This window comes from Pedobacter changchengzhani (assembly GCF_004354365.1).
In the GTDB taxonomy this organism is placed as follows: domain Bacteria; phylum Bacteroidota; class Bacteroidia; order Sphingobacteriales; family Sphingobacteriaceae; genus Pedobacter; species Pedobacter changchengzhani.
Genome location: NZ_SJCY01000018.1, coordinates 1 through 15,984 on the forward strand (window position 1 = coordinate 1; position 15,984 = coordinate 15,984).

Below are 15,984 nucleotides of genomic sequence, written 5' to 3' on the forward strand. Positions count from 1 at the left end.
CCATAATTGGGGCTTGGCATTTTCACAACTTTATATTAAATTTGGTGAGCGAATACTGAAAGAAAACAGTAGCTCCTGAGAAGCATTAATTTAGATAATGACACAGTTCAAGTTACACTCCCAAAAAGAAATTTATAGATGAGTTTTTTAAGGCATAAGAGGTCTCTAAAAATATCACTGGACTATCATTATCGATAGCCCAGTGAATTGACATTTTTGTCGACCATCAAGACTATCCCTTGCAGGTTGCTCTCCAGCAGAGCCCAATCCGTTTAACTTGACCATGTAAATCTACCGCATAATCTAAACGTATTTTCCAGCAATTAAAAATATTTACCATTCGTTTTGTCCACTTGAACTTTTAACCCCTAAAAAACCATTCTTTTTGTCTATTACTCCGCATTAGCATATTAAAGAGAATTTCTGGGTCTGTTCGGTTGGCATTAACCCCTTTCTTAAGGTAATTAATTTCCATTTCATATCCCTTTTCAATATCTGCAATCTGAGATAAGCTTATCCAGCCGCTGGTCAATTTTGGGTTAAGCTTAACGGCGATTTCTAAATAATAGGTGGCCTTTTTATAATTATTGGCTTCTAAAAAAGTTTCACCGATTGCAAGTTGTATTTCGCCAATATTCGGAAATTTTTTCATCCAATCGATATATTCTTGCTCCAATCCACTAACGCCTATTCCATAGTGATGTATATAAGCCTGATGAACTCTGCTATCACATGGATTTTGGTTAATAACAGCTTTTAGTTTCTGTAACCTTTCTGTTTTTGATAGGCCTTCATACTCATCCTTAATTTGCCCTTTTGCCTGCAAAAAAAAGAATAAAGAATTTAAAACCACACTGAGCGCGCAGAAGATACATTTTTTCGTGGTTAATTTCATGAATTGAGTTAAAGATTATTATTTATATCATCTATTTTAGCCTTTTCTCATTTTAGTTAATATAGAATTAATATATTCTGAAAAATTAGTATTTGTTACTTTTAACAAATTCTCTAAAAGTGTAATGGCCTCCTCTTTTCTGTTAATTTTATATAGTAAATTCGCCTTGGTGATAACGTATGTTGGGTGATCAACATTATTAGTTGATTCTGTAATTTTATCAGACCAATTTAGTGCTTGCTTTAGATAAGTGAAATCTTCACATGATTGGAACACTACTTTGCTATAGCTATCTATTTCTGCGACATCTAATCTATCAATTTTTTCACTGCCGATGTATTGATTTACTACGTCAACAAATTTTGGCCAATTATTCGCTTCACCATAAAAGGTTGTTTCAGAATATCGTAAAACCCCTTCTGCATATCGAGGATATTCTTGTTCAAGTCTTGATTTTACCTTTTCCCAATCTACATTTAAAACTGTGGCACCACTATACTCTGTCATGCCATTTTTTTGCTTTATGGTGCCATTAATTTTCAATAAAGGGAATACAACCTCTTCATAAATTAGCATATTGATAATTTTTCTGCTAAAATCTAAACCAATTAACGAATCCATTTGAAGTGGGAATTTCTGTATGATTTGGAATCCCTCATCAGAGGTGTTTTGCGTTCCGTAATAAGCATATAGCAAATTCTTGCGACTTGTTAAGTCGGTTTGAGTGCGGAGGTAGTAATTAACATAAAGTGGCATTTTCTGGAAATCACCGTAGTCAATGGCTCCCGCTATCAAACTGGATAGTAATGCCGTATCTCGTGCGCCCTTTTCAAATTTTTCTTTTAAATAAGGATACTGAGATTTAGGAGTAAAGACGATTTTAGCTCTTTCTAAAAACTTATCTGCACTGAAATCAGCCCCAATAATTTTATATACTAAATTTCCATCTGGATTGAAAAATAGATAGGTTGGATAACTTACAACGTTATAGTATTTGTGTAACTCTGCGGCATCTTTATACCATTGTTTGACATTATGCGAGTCATTTTTTGAAATGTCAAATTGTACAGCGACATTTATAAAGTTTTTATTAAAATAATCGGCAACTTCTTTTAATGAGAAAACTTCTAAAGCCATTTTTTTACAAGGTGCACACCAAGTAGTGTACCCATCTAAAAAAATATATTTGTTTTCAAGCTTTGCTTTCTTTTTAATCTCCGTCCAATTTAACTCTTGCTCGAACTTAATGCCTATTTTTTGCGCAAATCCGCGCTGGTGAACCACAATTATGAATATTATTAATATATATTTCTTCATCTTTTTTAAAAATATGGTCAAGTTCCTAAAATTTCTGCCCACTTAATTCTTTATTAATTTGGATTAAGTTTGGTCCTGCTAATATGGCGATATTTTAAATTACAATAGCTTATCTAAGTGAGTTCAGCTTACAAGCAAAATTTTAAAGATTTATCTATCGATTTAATTCGTCATTAGGGAAGATTAATTTTTATATTAATGCCTGTTTAACTACCTTAAATCTTAATGTTTCTACCATTAAGAAATATTAATTTTTGGCTGAAATCGCTTAATTACCTTAACTTCTTAATGTTTTAAAATATTGTGTTGGTTTACGTGTTTCTACCATTAAGGCATTAAGAAACATTAAGTTTTTGATTGAAATTGCTTAATTACCTTAAATCTTAATGTTTTAATATATTGTGTTGGTTTTACTGTTTCTACCATTAAGGCATTAAGAAACATTAAGTTTTTGATTGAAATCGCTTAATTACCTTATATCTTAATGTTTTAAAATATTGTGGTGATTTAAGTGTTTCTATCATTAAGGCATTAAGAAACATTAAGTTTTTGATTGAAATCGCTTAATTACCTTAACTTCTTAATGTTTTAAGAAAATGTATTTAATGTTTCTATCGTTAAGGCATTAGGTTTTTGTTGGAAATCGCTTAATTATCTTAAATCTTTATGTTTTAAAAAATTGTGTTGGTTTTAGTATTACTACCATTAAGAAATATTAAGTTTTTGATTGAAATCCCTTAATTACCTTAAATCTTAATGTTTTAAAAAATTGTGTTGGTTTTAGTATTACTATCATTAAGGCATTAAGAGACATTAAGATTTGTAGTTTTAATGAGTTAACACAAGCTTAAATTTCAATCTTTAAAATTAGAAAAATACCCATAAAATGCAAAAGCCCTGGATACTTCCGGGGCTTTTTACGTTAATATATTTGGTTAGTTGATTCTATTTATTCGGAGATTTTTAAATCTCGTCTTTTGTATAATTTCTAATGGTGAATAATTATTCGTTCGTTAAGCCGTTCGGGATAATTATTGTTTTGTGGTTATAAAGATAAGCGAAATTTTAAACTTGTCAAGTACTTTTATGCATTTTTATAATTTCTTTTGCTGCAACCTGTCCAGAAACGATTGCAGGAGGCACTCCCGGACCAGGCACAGTCAGCTGTCCGGCGTATAAAAAGTTTTTAATTTTACTTTTCATTTTAGGTTTTAAAAAGGCAGTTTGCATTAGCGTATTGGCCAAACCGTAAGCATTTCCTTTAAAAGCATAATAATCTTGGACAAAATCATTCATGGCATAACTCCGTTTAAATAAAATATTTTTCGAAATATCGTTGCCCGTAATTATATGAAAACGTTTAATCATTAAATCAAAATATTTTTCTCTTTCTGCTTCACTATCTTCCAATCCTGGTGCCAACGGAATTAAAAAGAACAGGTTTTCGCAACCTTCTGGCGCAACGGAAGCATCGGTAATTGAAGGACAACATGCGTAAAATAAAGGTTTTGATGGCCACTGTGGTTGTGCATAAATTTCTTCAGCATGCTGATCAAAATTTTCATCAAAAAATAAATTGTGGTGTAAAATATTGTGTAATTTTTTGTTTAATCCTATGTAGAAAAGCAAACTGCTTGGCGCCATCGTTCTCTTATCCCAATAGGCTTCACTATATCTTCTGTATTCTTTATCGAGCAGTTTTTGTTCTATATGATGATAATCGGCATTGCCGATAAAATAATCAGCTTTAAAAGCGCCTTTGTTAGTCAAAACGCCCGTGGCAACCTTGTCTTCAATCTCAACCTTAGTTACCTCGGTATTAAAGATGAATTTAACGCCTACCGATTCGGCAATTTCCTGCATGGCGTTAACAATTTTATGCATGCCACCAATCGGGTACCAAGTGCCCATTGCTAAATCTGCATAATTCATCAAGCTATAAAGTGCAGGTGTATTTTGTGGTGTAGCGCCTAAAAAAAGCACCGGAAATTCTAAAATTTTACGCAATTTATCGTTGGTAAACAATTCATGAACATGTTTGCGCATATTGCCCAGCAGTTGCAGCTTAATCCCGCTTACAAGCAACCTCGGGTCAAAATACTCCATCACACTGTGCGATGGTTTAAAAACATACTCGTTCATGCCAACATCATATTTGTATTTGGCCTGTTTTAAAAATAAAGTTAAATTCCCACTGCTTTCAGGTTCTAAACTTTCAAAAAGTGCATATAATTTTGGTAAACTTTCAGGAATATCAGTTACCTCATCTTTGCCAAAAAATATTCGGTACGAAGGACTTAATCTTTTTAAGTCGTAAAAATCTGAAGTGGTTTTGTTAAATAATTTATAAAAATTTTCGAAAACATCAGGCATCCAATACCAACTTGGGCCCATGTCAAACGTAAAGCCATCTTTCTCCCAAGTTCTTGCGCGCCCGCCGGCCATTTCGTTTTTTTCAATTACGGTAACATCAAAGCCTTGCTTAGCCAATACTGCAGCACTCGTTAAGCCCGCAAAACCAGATCCAATTACAATAACCTTCGATTTTTTATCCATTTTGTAAATAAAAGAATAATTATTGAAATGTGTAAACCTATGTTTCGTTTTATTACTTTTTGCAGATAGAATTTTAAAATTATCAATAATAAATCATTATTCGTGGTTAATTGAACAGTAAACGTACACACTAAAATAGTTTTATATCTTTGTGTATCAGATTATGAATATTAAGTTTAAACTATTTTTTATCACGTTTTTAAGCGCCCAGGTAGCATTTGCCCAGTTGAGCAATAACCAAATTGCGACGCTAAAAGTGAATATGGTTAAAGCTGTCGAAGATTCGAAGCTTACCGATTCGCTTTTTTTAGAATTAAGTAAGCTTAACCACAAATCGCCCTTAATTTTGGGATACATTGGTACGTTAGAAGCCTTAAAAGCAAAGCACGCATGGAATCCTTATAATAAAATTAAATATGTTTCTCGTTCTTTGGTCACCCTTCAAAAAGCAATTAATTTAGATGGCGAAAACATGGAAATTCGTTTTATGCGGTTTTCTATCGAACATTTTACACCATCTTTTTTAGGTTTTAGTAAAGATTTAGATGTGGATAGAAAGGAAATTATTAAGCATTATCAAAATAAAAATTTCGGTTCGGCAAATGAAGAATTAATAAAAAACATAGCCAAATTTATGGTTGATAGCAACCGATGTACCGCAGAAGAACTACGCATATTAAAAAAATACCTTTAAATGAAATATACTTATCTACTCATTAATATTTTCGTTATTCTATTTCCACTGGCACTTTCTTTCGATAAAAAAGTGTTCTTTTTTAAGAAATGGAAATTTGTAGCACCAGCCATTTTAATTACGGGCGCAGTGTTTTTAGTTTGGGATTTGCTGTTTACCCAGTTAAATATTTGGTCGTTTAATCCAGGTTATATTGTCGGCATATACCTTTGGGGTTTGCCTTTAGAGGAAATGTTGTTTTTCTTAACAGTGCCCTATGCGTGCATATTTATTTATGAGTGTTTAAATGCTTACTTCCCGAAAAACATATTAGGTAAATTTAGCTTTGCGCTAAGCAATTTAATATTAGGTTTCTGCGTGGCTGTATTGTTTTTTGCTTACCATCGTTGGTATGTACTCATTAACTTTACATTTTTGTTTTTTGTGCTGGGCTATGTAGAATATATAAATCAGAAATTTAGATTTATGTATAAATTTTACCGCATGTATTTAGTTTCGTTAGTCCCTTTTTACATCGTTAACGGTTTTTTAACATCCATACCAGTAGTGCTTTATAATAATAAGGAAAACTTGGGCGTGCGGGTAGGAACCATCCCCTTAGAAGACCATTTTTACTTAATGGCTTTGCTTTTAATGAATATTTATTTGTTCGAATTTTTTAAAAGTAGGGGAGAACGGAAGCCGATAATAGTTTAAGAGATTGGAAATGACCGGGTGTGGCTCTTGGCGACTGGTAGTTCCGTGTCATGGGCATCCCTTTGAGACTTTACATTACAAGCCCAATGATAAATTGTTGCTTTTCACTGCACTCGCCTGCCCGCGGGCAGGCGAGTGCAGTGAAAATAAATATGCTTTTTAAAACGATAACTAAATTATTTCTTCAACCCAATCTCTCTTAACCTTTCATCCAAATATTCGCCTGCTGTCATATCGTTATACAGTTTTGGGTGATCAGCATTAATAGTTGATGGTAAACTTGTTAAATCCATATTGCTACGCGGATGTAAGAAAAACGGCACCGAAAATCTTGACGTTTTCATTAATTCGCGAGGTGGATTAACTACTCTATGCGTAGTGGATTTTAATTTGTTATTGGTTAAGCGTTGCAACATATCGCCAACATTTACCACAATATCGGTGTGGTGGGCTTTAATTGGCAACCACTCATTACTACGTGTCAAAACTTCTAACCCATCGGCACTGGCGCCAATTAGCAAAGTAATTAGGTTAATATCTTCATGCGCACCTGCACGAACGGCATCATCAGGAATAACTTCAGGGTTTTCAATCGGGAAATAATGTATTCCTCTTAAAATCGAATTTCCGTTGTGTACATGTTTATCGAAATAATTTATCGGTAAGCCTAAATAATCGGCAATCGCACGTAGAAGATGCTTTCCGTTTTCTTCCAATTTTTTATAAACTTCTTCGGTTACCTGATTGAAATTTGGTAATTCCTCTAGAACCTCATTTTTAGGGTATTCATTTTTTACAGGATCACCATCGGTAACTTGTTGCCCAATTTGCCAAAATTCTTTTAAATCTGGTGTTTTTGCACCTTTGGCTGTTTCCTTACCAGCGCTAGTATAACCACGTTGACCAGCCAATTCTGGCTTTTCGTATTTACGTTTTGTTTCTACAGGCAAGGCAAAAACGGCCCTTATGTTTTCGTAAAGTTTATCAATTAAATCTTGACTTAAACCATGATTGGTAATGGTTACAAAACCCGAATCGTTAAACGCGCGACCTAACTCATCAGAAAAGTGTTTCTTTTGTTCTTCATTACCGTTGATGTAAGATCCTAAATCTAAACATGGAATATATGGTGCAGACATATTTATATTTTTTTGTTTAACGAATTTAAAAACAATTGTTAATAACCACGTTGTTATTAAATTCAAAATATATATGATGCTATATTTCAATTACTTAAGTTATTAACACGGTTGATTAATTTAGAAAACATAAATAAATTGTCATAAAACATCCATTATTAATGTGTTAGAAACTATATTGATCAATTTTTCGTATAATTAAGTAACAAGTTTTAAAAACACATACAGATGAAAAGAATAATTCTAATATTATTAACAGCATTTACGCTAAGTGGTGTAAATGCACAAGCCAAAACGGAGAAAGCTACATTCGGAATGGGTTGTTTTTGGTGTACTGAAGCTATTTTTCAAAGATTAAAAGGTGTAGTTGCTGTAAAATCTGGCTTTGAAGGTGGCACAGTTGCCAACCCGAGTTATGATGATGTTTGTACCGGTCGTACCGGGCATGCAGAAGTGATTCAGATTACGTACGACCCTGCAATAATCAGTTATGATGATTTGCTTGAGGTTTTTTGGAAAAGTCACGACCCGACAACACTAAACCGTCAAGGTGCAGATTCTGGAACCCAATACCGCTCGGTGGTTTTTTACCATACGCCTCAGCAAAAGGCAACAGCCGAAAAATATAAAGCTGAGTTGAACAAAACGAACGCCTACGGAAAGCCTGTAGTTACGGCTATTGAAGCAGCAAAACCTTTTTATGTTGCAGAAGGTTACCACCAAAACTACTTTAACAAAAATGCCAATTCTAGCTATTGCAGATTGGTTATCCTCCCTAAATTAGAAAAACTAGAGAAGGTTTTTAAAAACAAATTAAAAAATTAAAGTTTAGGCCAGTTTTAACAACTGGCCTTTTTTTATTACCATACATCAAGATTTGATAAAAAATATTTATCCACCTTTGGTGCTTAAAGAATTTAGAACATGAGTTTACTAGAAGCCTTAAACTGGCGATATGCTGTTAAAAAAATGAATGGTCAACCGGTTGATCAAAACAAAGTTGACCAGATTATTGAAGCAACGCGATTAGCGCCAACTTCATCAGGCTTGCAACCTTTTAGAGTAATTGAAGTGACCAACCCAGAATTAAAAAAGACTTTATTGGCGCACTCTTTTAATCAAGCACAAGTTGTAGATTGTTCTCACTTATTGGTTTTTGCCGCTTGGGATAATTATACCGAAGACCGTATTAACGATGTATTTACACTTACACATCAAGAACGTGGTACACCACCAGAATCTACTGCCGACTATCAAAAAATGTTGATTAGCAATTATGTACCTCGACCAGAAAGTGTTAATTTTGAGCATGCTGCGCGCCAAGCTTATATTGGGTTTGGAATGGCAGTTGCACAGGCAGCTTTATTAAAAGTTGATGCTACACCAATGGAAGGTTTTGACAATGCTAAGTATGATGAAGTTTTAGGTTTGAATGAAATAGGTTTGAAGAGTGTAACTATTTTGCCAATCGGCACCCGCGATGAAAGTGGAGACTGGCTGGTTAATCTTAAAAAAGTTAGAACACCGTTGAGTGAGTTTCTAATCGAAAAAAAATAAAAAAATCACATCCCATTTTATATTTATAACCGATATTGTTTACCGCAGTATCGGTTTTTTTGTAAAAAAGTGTTAAACATCAATCAATTTAACCAAGCTTATTTATAAATGGATATATTTACAATACTAAAGAATATAATATCCGATACATGAAAATTTTTAGAATACTCCTAATAAATATTGCCATTTTTAGTGCTTTTCATTCTTCAGCATTAGCTCAAACCGATACAATAGGCATTAAAACCTTAATCGATAAAACCAATAAGGCTTTAAATGATTATCCTGCAGAAAAAGTTTACCTTCATTTTGATAAACCTTATTATGCAGTTGCAGATACCGTTTGGTTTAAAGCTTACATAACTGAAAATCAAAACTTTTTATCGGGTTTAAGCAAAATTGTTTACGTAGATGTTATTAATCAGCGCGATTCTCTTATTCAAACCATAAAACTTCCGGTTGTTGGCGGCACAGCATCGGGTAATTTTCCTTTACCGCTTAGCAATTTTAAACAAGGCAATTATCACGTTAGGGCTTACACCATGTGGATGTTAAATTCAGAATTTCCGGCCTATTTTAATAAATCCTTTTATGTTGGCGAGGCAATTGATAAGGAACTTAAAACGCATATTACTTTTAAAAATGCATCGACTGATAAATTAGAAAAAATTGATGCCCGCATACAATTTAAAGATGCAAATAATAAGCCCTACGCAAACAAAAGCGTAACCTGGAAAGTAGTAACTAAAGGAGAAATTGTAACTAAAGGAAAAGGCACTACCGATATTCAAGGATTTTTAGTTGTTCCAATGTCTGCTAACCAAAATGCAGAATACCAGTTGCAAAAGGGAGAACTTTTAACAAGTATAAATTCGACTGAAAAAGATGTTATAAATAGTACTTTTCAACTCAAAAATGCAATTATTAGTAAAGATTTTCAATTTTTTCCTGAAGGTGGGAATTTAATTGAGGGATTAAACAACCGCGTGGCTTTTAAAGCTTTAAAAAGTGATGGTTCAGGTATAAATGCGAAAGGGATAATTACCGATAACGACGGCAAACAAGTGGCCACATTTACTGCCCAACATTTAGGAATGGGTAGTTTTACGTTTACACCTGAAAGCGGAAAGACATACAAAGCAAGTATAACTTATGCTGATGGATCTACGCAAACCCTAAATTTACCAGCAACAAAAAGCGATGGCATAGCAATAACTGTGGATAATAGTAATGCTGAAAATATCGATATAAAAATTACCGCCAACGAATCTTTCTTTCAAAAAAACAAGGGCAAAGTATTCTACTTGTTGGCGCAAAGTCAAGGTGTTATATGCTACGGTGCAAAAACTGAATTAACAAATAAAGATTACAATACAACCATCTCTAAAACCAAATTTCCTAATGGGATTACACAACTTACTTTATTTAACGAATACGGTAAAGTACTTAGCGAAAGGCTAGCCTTTATTCAGCACTTAAATAAATTAAGTGTTAATTTAACCACAAGTGCACCAAGTTACGGTACTAAGAAAAAAGTAAAAATAAATGTGGTGGCTAAAAAAGATAACCTACCGGTAGTTGGTAATTTTTCGGTAGCTGTGGTTGATGAAACTAAAGTTCCTTTTAATGAGGATGGCGCAACCACAATATTAACTACTTTACTTTTAAATAGCGATGTTAAAGGTTATATAGAAAGAGCAAATTATTATTTCAATGCGCCAGATGCGAAAAAAAATGCCGATTTAGATGTACTGTTGCTTACACAAGGATATAGAAGCTATAGCTATTCGGATATTGTTGGCAATACTTTGCCTAAAATTGCTTTTTTACCCGAACAAGGCATCGATGTTTATGGAATTTTACGCATGTCGAACGGTATTCCCGTTAGGAAAGGCACATTACTTTTAACCATACCCGATAAACGATTTAGTTTGGAGGGCACAACGGATCCAGTTGGCAATTTCAAATTTCAGAATTTGGTATTAAACGATACTTCAAAAGTAACGATTAGTGCAAAGTACAATGTAAATTATAAAGCCATGACGCTTAGTTTAAATGGTACACCAACTCCAAGTACCAACAAAAATTTTAACGTGGCAGAAGAAATTTTAAATATTGATAGCACACTTAATACCTATTTAGACAATAGCAAAAAACAATACGCTTACTTACATACCCTAAAAGACATTACCATTAAAGCTAAAGCTGTTGATAAGCCTTCTCATAAAGATTTTTCTGCTTTATCTGGCTTAAGTACAATAGCCGACCATGAAATAAGTGGCGATCAATTTGCAGGCTGTAATGCTATTGTGGAGTGCCTTAAAAGCTTGGCACCCGGGGTAACTTACGATAACTATAATTTCTACGTAAGTAGAGATTATAATCAGGGCAAGAAAGTGCCAATGGGGATTTTTGTTAATGGTATGATGTTGGATTTTAATGCTTTATCGAGCGTAAATCCAGCTCAAATAGAATCAGTAGAAGTATTTCTTAAAGATGAGCTTGGTTTAGTGAACAGAACATACCAAGTTAATGGGGTAATTGTAATTAATAGCAAAAAAGCAGCGAAAGGACAAAAAATAACGAAAAGCCAATTATTGGATATGTTACCCAAAAATTACGAGATTACATTTACGCCAATGGGCTATAACAAAGCAAGAGAATTCTACTCGCCAAAGTATATTACGCCAACTAGCCTTAACCGAAACGATTTACGTACAACCATTTACTGGAACCCGAAAATTATAACCGACGAAGCTGGAAATGCATCTTTCGAATTTTACAATGCAGATGGCAAAGGACAATATAAAGTAATTATTGAAGGTATAGATGGAAGTGGAAACTTAGGCAGAACAATATTAAGATACACCGTAAAATAGGGATGCGTTATTGCTTAAAATGAATTGAGTTGGATAATTATTTTGTTGAAAAGCATGTTTCATTGGCGTTAAACTTAGGCTTTCCTTCTGCGTTCACGGTTTTTTGGTTCAGCATATTGCCTGCTATAAACACCTTGAGCTGAATTCAGGGTGACGGTCGCTCTAACCCAAAACACCAATCAGAATCTCGAATGTAATATTAAATTATCAAGTTCGGGTTAATATTAACAAGCGTAGCAATGAGACTACTCTTTATCGAATTTTTAGTTTAGTTATTTTAATACCAATCGCAATCAATTTTTTTATTCACCATCCGCGCTATTTATAAACACCTTAACCAATAAATTTATTTTACGGTTAAACTATCTAATTGATAGGTTTGTGCGCTAAAGTAACCTAAAGCACCGCCTGTAATATTTGATGATGGATTAGAAGGCGTTGCATTTTGGTTTGGCCCCCTATCAACCTGCTGACTTAAACTATACCAATAATCAAAAATATTACTGTCGATATTTAGCATTTCTAGATAAACTTTATCACCTGTTTTTAACTGGTCAACATCATCGCTGCTGTAAAAAAATTGTTGCCTAATAGCGTTGCCGTTTGTTAAACGATCGTTGCTAACGTAAATATTTCTAACCAAGTTTCGGTTAACGTACATGTAATACCTATAAAAATTTACATCATCAATTGGATCTTTAAAATAAGCAACCAAGTTTTTTCTGTCTTTTCCAAATAAATTTACCTTTAAAATCCCAATCGAATCCAAGACAACTTTTTTTGGCATAGTTGAACTTGCAATGTAAGTTTGGCCAGCAAAACCTACTGCTAAACTGTACGTTCTACCCACAATGCCTTTCATTGTTTTATTGTAAACGCCAGGACTTGCCTCTGTAAAGACATTAACGTTACCTAAATTATCGGTAACCTTAACGGTTGCTCCCGAAATTTTAGGAAAAACATCATCGCCGTCTAAAGCATTCGTTTTGCTTATTTTTATTTGTTGTATGCCAAATATATCATCTATATTTCCTTCTATAACTAAAACTGGTTTAGCGTTGTTAAGATCAATTTGTATTATTTTTTTACAAGCGCTGAGGCTTAAAACAAAAAACACTAGTATGATTAATTTATTCATTATGCTAAAATTTAAAATTCCATGTAATTGATGGAATAATGCCAAATAACGATGTTTGTTGTGCAACTGTTTTCTGTGGATTGTTCTCATCATTAATAAACTCGATCGAATATGGATTCTTTCTTGCTAGCGCATTGTAAACTCCAAAATTCCAGCTAGATTGAAACTTGCCTTTGTTTTTACCTTCAAGTGTTGCGCTTAAATCTAATCGCATTGTATAAGGCATTCGGCCAGCATTACGCTCGGTGTAATAATAATTTATTTGTCCGCCAATTACATATTTTCCTGCCGGGTAGGTTACCGCATTACCTGTACTGTAAATTAAACTGGAAGAGAAAGTCCACCTTTTACTTAAGTTATAGATACCTACAAAAGAGAAATCGTGGGTTCTATCCTGCCGTGATGGGAAATAGTTGCCATCGTTTATTTTATCAAATTTTCGTTCGGTTTTAGATAGAGTATAACCTACCCAGCCATTTAATTTGCCGAATTTTTTTTTAAAAAATAACTCTAATCCATACGCTCGTCCAACGCCATAAAGCAGTTCTGATTCTAAATTTGAGTTGGCCAAAAGTTGCGCAGCGTTTTTATAATCGATTTGATTTTGCAACCATTTATAATAAACCTCTGCAGATAATTCGTACGTATTTTCCTTCAAATTTTTAAAAAACCCTAAGGCCACCTGATCTGCAATTTCTGGCTTAATGTTATTGCTGCTCAACACGTATTGATCGGTTGGCGAACTCGATGTTGCATTTGTTAAAATATGGATATTTTGTGTGTTGCGGTTGTAAGATGCTTTTATCGAGTTCTGTTCGTTAAACAGGTAACTTACCGAAAAGCGTGGCTCTAAATTGAAATAATTTTTATAAAACACACCACTTTCCACAGCCGAGCTTGAAGTAATATTATTTTTATCATCGTACGTTTTAAAGTTGCCTGGCCCGAGCAAAGAGAACGCAGAAAACCGCATGCCGTATAAAAAATTAAGTTTATCGCTCACATTCCATTCATCCGAAACATAAACTGCACTTTCTAATCCATAACGCTTTTCTTGCATTAAATTATTAACCTGCGAGCTTTGTGATGAAGTAATGGCTATTGGTGAAATGCGATGATGGGTTGCATTTAAGCCAAACCTTAAAATGTGTTTATTGCTAAAATATTGAAAATCTTGTTTAAGGTTGAAATCTCTAACTAAAGATGTCGCTTTAAAATTGGAAACATCACTAAGCAATTTAACGGTGTAACTGTAATCGTTGTAAATTAACGAAGTGTTAGAAAACAACCGAGCATTAAAAATATGATTTAACCTTATTGTTGTAGTTGTGTTGCCCCAATTGTTTTCAAAAAGATCTTTAATACCGATGTTATCTTTACCAAAATATCCCGATAAATAAATGGTATTCTTATCGTCTATTTTATAATTAAGTTTAGCATTTATATCGTAAAAATTAAGGGTACTGCCATTTATTGATGAATCTGGCGAAGCCCTCAAAAAAAGATCGATGTAGGTTCTGCGGAAACTCACCATAAAAGAACCTCTATCTTTAACAATTGGTCCTTCGGCTTTTAAGCGGGAAGCAATTAAACCAATACCGCCTTGAAATTTGAATTCCTTATTATTTCCATCGTCCATTTTAACATCTAAAACAGATGATAATCGTCCACCATATTGCGCGGGCATGCCTCCTTTATACAAGCTTACATCTTTTATCGCATCTGCATTAAAGGTTGAAAAAAATCCCAATAAGTGAGATGAATTATAAACTACGGCTTCATCCAAAATAATTAAATTTTGATCGGCAGCGCCACCACGAACATAAAAACCTGTATTGCCCTCTCCACCAGATTTTACGCCGGGTAAAAGTTGAATGGTTTTTAAAATGTCCTTTTCTCCTAATAAAACGGGCACATTGTTAAGCGCTTTCATATCAACCCGCTCTAAGCCCATTTGTGCACTTTTTACGTTCTCATTTTTCCTATCGGAAGCACTTATCGTAATTTCTGATAAATTGTTAGCACTTTTAATTTCTTGGTCTAGCTTGATATTTTTATTCAAGATAATACTTTTAGTTACCGTAACATATCCAGCATAGCTGATGCTAACTACATAATTGCCAGCCACTTGCTTTAGCGCATAGTAACCATAGGCATTTGTTTGGGTACCAACACTTGAGGGACCTATTATTTTTATCGTTGCACCAATAAGTGTTTCTCCAGTGCTGGCATCGCGAATAGTACCACTTAAAGAAAATGTATTTTGCGCAAAGGCAGGAAATGCAATAAATAGAATAAATATTAAACTAAAGTATCTTTTAAGGGGCATATTAACCGAAATTGACCTCAAATGTACACATTACAAAGCTTTTTAGTTTTAATGATAGCATGAAATGAGATTAGTACGATAATTATTTGATAGCCAACGGATAAAGCAAATTTTAGAATCGATGGTGAAATTTTGGAAGATTGGGCATAAGAAGCGCTTTTTTCCTTTAAGTTTGAAAGCAAAACCACAAAAAAATGGGCGCATTATTAGAGAGATTGCGCAATCAATAATTAGCAAAAAACTATTTATTGGATGAAAATAAAAGTGACAATAAACAGTGTTTGTGCCAGGGCGACAGCGATGATGGATTTATGAAGCGATGTTATCTTTGAGTAAATGATCTACCCGTCCTACAAAATCATCGATATCAAAGGGTTTACTAATAAAATCTTCAGCTTTGCATCTGTTTTTTGTTGTCATCATATCGGTATTTGCCGACATCATAAGCACGGGCACGTTTTTGGTATCTTGTCTTTCCTTTAAATCACGACAGATATCTAAGCCATTTCCATCAGGCAACATAATATCTAAAATGAAAATATCGGGTGTATTGCCCTCAATACCCTGGAAAAAACTCTTCGCATTAGGGAAACCTGTAAAGTTATATCCACCATCAACCAATAAAAACTCAATTATTTCTCTAATATCGTCGTTATCTTCTAATACGTAAACTTTCTTCATGCTTCTGTTCTTAATTGTCCATTATGCTAACTATCTAAACATTACAATTGTTTTAATTATTAGAGAAAAAATCAACTGTAAGGTTATACAGAGGACATTAATTTTG

The 15,984-nt window shown here is 33.7% G+C and carries 12 protein-coding genes; 5 read left to right on the forward strand and 7 right to left on the reverse strand.

Annotation, left to right across the window (positions count from 1 at the left end):
• Positions 1-361: 361 nt before the first annotated feature.
• The 3 genes from EZJ43_RS16445 to EZJ43_RS16455 form a co-directional block, all read right to left on the reverse strand.
• Positions 362-895: a tetratricopeptide repeat protein gene (locus EZJ43_RS16445; RefSeq protein ID WP_133263816.1), complete on the reverse strand. Its 534-nt coding sequence runs from the start codon at positions 893-895 to the stop codon at positions 362-364.
• Between the two features lie 36 nt (positions 896-931).
• Positions 932-2,212 (reverse strand): thioredoxin family protein, encoded by a 1,281-nt coding sequence (locus EZJ43_RS16450; protein WP_133263817.1) that lies wholly within the window; start codon positions 2,210-2,212, stop codon positions 932-934.
• Between the two features lie 1,074 nt (positions 2,213-3,286).
• Complete coding sequence (locus EZJ43_RS16455; protein WP_133263818.1) at positions 3,287-4,768, reverse strand: phytoene desaturase family protein; 1,482 nt, start codon at positions 4,766-4,768, stop codon at positions 3,287-3,289.
• A gap of 163 nt (positions 4,769-4,931) precedes the next feature.
• Between EZJ43_RS16455 and EZJ43_RS16460 the strand changes: the two genes are divergently transcribed.
• Both EZJ43_RS16460 and EZJ43_RS16465 read left to right on the forward strand, forming a co-directional pair.
• On the forward strand, positions 4,932-5,462 hold the full coding sequence (locus EZJ43_RS16460) for a hypothetical protein (RefSeq protein WP_133263819.1): 531 nt from the start codon (positions 4,932-4,934) through the stop codon (positions 5,460-5,462).
• On the forward strand, positions 5,463-6,158 hold the full coding sequence (locus EZJ43_RS16465; RefSeq protein WP_133263820.1) for a lycopene cyclase domain-containing protein: 696 nt from the start codon (positions 5,463-5,465) through the stop codon (positions 6,156-6,158).
• A 176-nt stretch (positions 6,159-6,334) separates the two neighbouring features.
• Here the strand turns inward: EZJ43_RS16465 and EZJ43_RS16470 are convergent, their stop codons facing one another.
• The gene (locus EZJ43_RS16470; protein ID WP_133263821.1) at positions 6,335-7,297 is read right to left on the reverse strand and encodes an isopenicillin N synthase family dioxygenase; all 963 of its coding nucleotides are present in this window, start codon (positions 7,295-7,297) and stop codon (positions 6,335-6,337) included.
• Positions 7,298-7,525: 228 nt separating this feature from the next.
• Between EZJ43_RS16470 and msrA the strand changes: the two genes are divergently transcribed.
• From msrA to EZJ43_RS16485, 3 genes are all read left to right on the forward strand, one after another.
• The gene (gene msrA, locus EZJ43_RS16475) at positions 7,526-8,122 is read left to right on the forward strand and encodes a peptide-methionine (S)-S-oxide reductase MsrA (RefSeq protein ID WP_133263822.1); all 597 of its coding nucleotides are present in this window, start codon (positions 7,526-7,528) and stop codon (positions 8,120-8,122) included.
• A gap of 99 nt (positions 8,123-8,221) precedes the next feature.
• Positions 8,222-8,854, forward strand: coding sequence for a nitroreductase family protein (locus EZJ43_RS16480; RefSeq protein WP_133263823.1), 633 nt, complete (start codon positions 8,222-8,224; stop codon positions 8,852-8,854).
• 149 nt (positions 8,855-9,003) lie between these two features.
• Positions 9,004-11,730 (forward strand): carboxypeptidase regulatory-like domain-containing protein, encoded by a 2,727-nt coding sequence (locus tag EZJ43_RS16485; RefSeq protein ID WP_243718122.1) that lies wholly within the window; start codon positions 9,004-9,006, stop codon positions 11,728-11,730.
• 346 nt (positions 11,731-12,076) lie between these two features.
• On the opposite strand, the gene EZJ43_RS16490 is transcribed toward EZJ43_RS16485, so the two are convergent.
• From EZJ43_RS16490 to EZJ43_RS16500, 3 genes are all read right to left on the reverse strand, one after another.
• Positions 12,077-12,868, reverse strand: coding sequence for a DUF4249 domain-containing protein (locus tag EZJ43_RS16490; protein ID WP_165953200.1), 792 nt, complete (start codon positions 12,866-12,868; stop codon positions 12,077-12,079).
• A gap of 4 nt (positions 12,869-12,872) precedes the next feature.
• Positions 12,873-15,197: a TonB-dependent receptor gene (locus EZJ43_RS16495; protein ID WP_133263825.1), complete on the reverse strand. Its 2,325-nt coding sequence runs from the start codon at positions 15,195-15,197 to the stop codon at positions 12,873-12,875.
• 309 nt (positions 15,198-15,506) lie between these two features.
• Positions 15,507-15,878 (reverse strand): response regulator transcription factor, encoded by a 372-nt coding sequence (locus EZJ43_RS16500; protein WP_133263826.1) that lies wholly within the window; start codon positions 15,876-15,878, stop codon positions 15,507-15,509.
• Between the last annotated feature and the right edge of the window lie 106 nt (positions 15,879-15,984).

Bases quoted from the DNA above. Each gene is read 5' to 3' on its own strand.
- EZJ43_RS16445 (WP_133263816.1), bottom strand. From the start codon at position 895: ATGAAATTAACCACGAAAAAATGTATCTTCTGCGCGCTCAGTGTGGTT.
- EZJ43_RS16450 (WP_133263817.1), bottom strand. From the start codon at position 2,212: ATGAAGAAATATATATTAATAATATTCATAATTGTGGTTCACCAGCGC.
- EZJ43_RS16455 (WP_133263818.1), bottom strand. From the start codon at position 4,768: ATGGATAAAAAATCGAAGGTTATTGTAATTGGATCTGGTTTTGCGGGC.
- EZJ43_RS16460 (WP_133263819.1), top strand. From the start codon at position 4,932: ATGAATATTAAGTTTAAACTATTTTTTATCACGTTTTTAAGCGCCCAG.
- EZJ43_RS16465 (WP_133263820.1), top strand. From the start codon at position 5,463: ATGAAATATACTTATCTACTCATTAATATTTTCGTTATTCTATTTCCA.
- EZJ43_RS16470 (WP_133263821.1), bottom strand. From the start codon at position 7,297: ATGTCTGCACCATATATTCCATGTTTAGATTTAGGATCTTACATCAAC.
- msrA (WP_133263822.1), top strand. From the start codon at position 7,526: ATGAAAAGAATAATTCTAATATTATTAACAGCATTTACGCTAAGTGGT.
- EZJ43_RS16480 (WP_133263823.1), top strand. From the start codon at position 8,222: ATGAGTTTACTAGAAGCCTTAAACTGGCGATATGCTGTTAAAAAAATG.
- EZJ43_RS16485 (WP_243718122.1), top strand. From the start codon at position 9,004: ATGAAAATTTTTAGAATACTCCTAATAAATATTGCCATTTTTAGTGCT.
- EZJ43_RS16490 (WP_165953200.1), bottom strand. From the start codon at position 12,868: ATGAATAAATTAATCATACTAGTGTTTTTTGTTTTAAGCCTCAGCGCT.
- EZJ43_RS16495 (WP_133263825.1), bottom strand. From the start codon at position 15,197: ATGCCCCTTAAAAGATACTTTAGTTTAATATTTATTCTATTTATTGCA.
- EZJ43_RS16500 (WP_133263826.1), bottom strand. From the start codon at position 15,878: ATGAAGAAAGTTTACGTATTAGAAGATAACGACGATATTAGAGAAATA.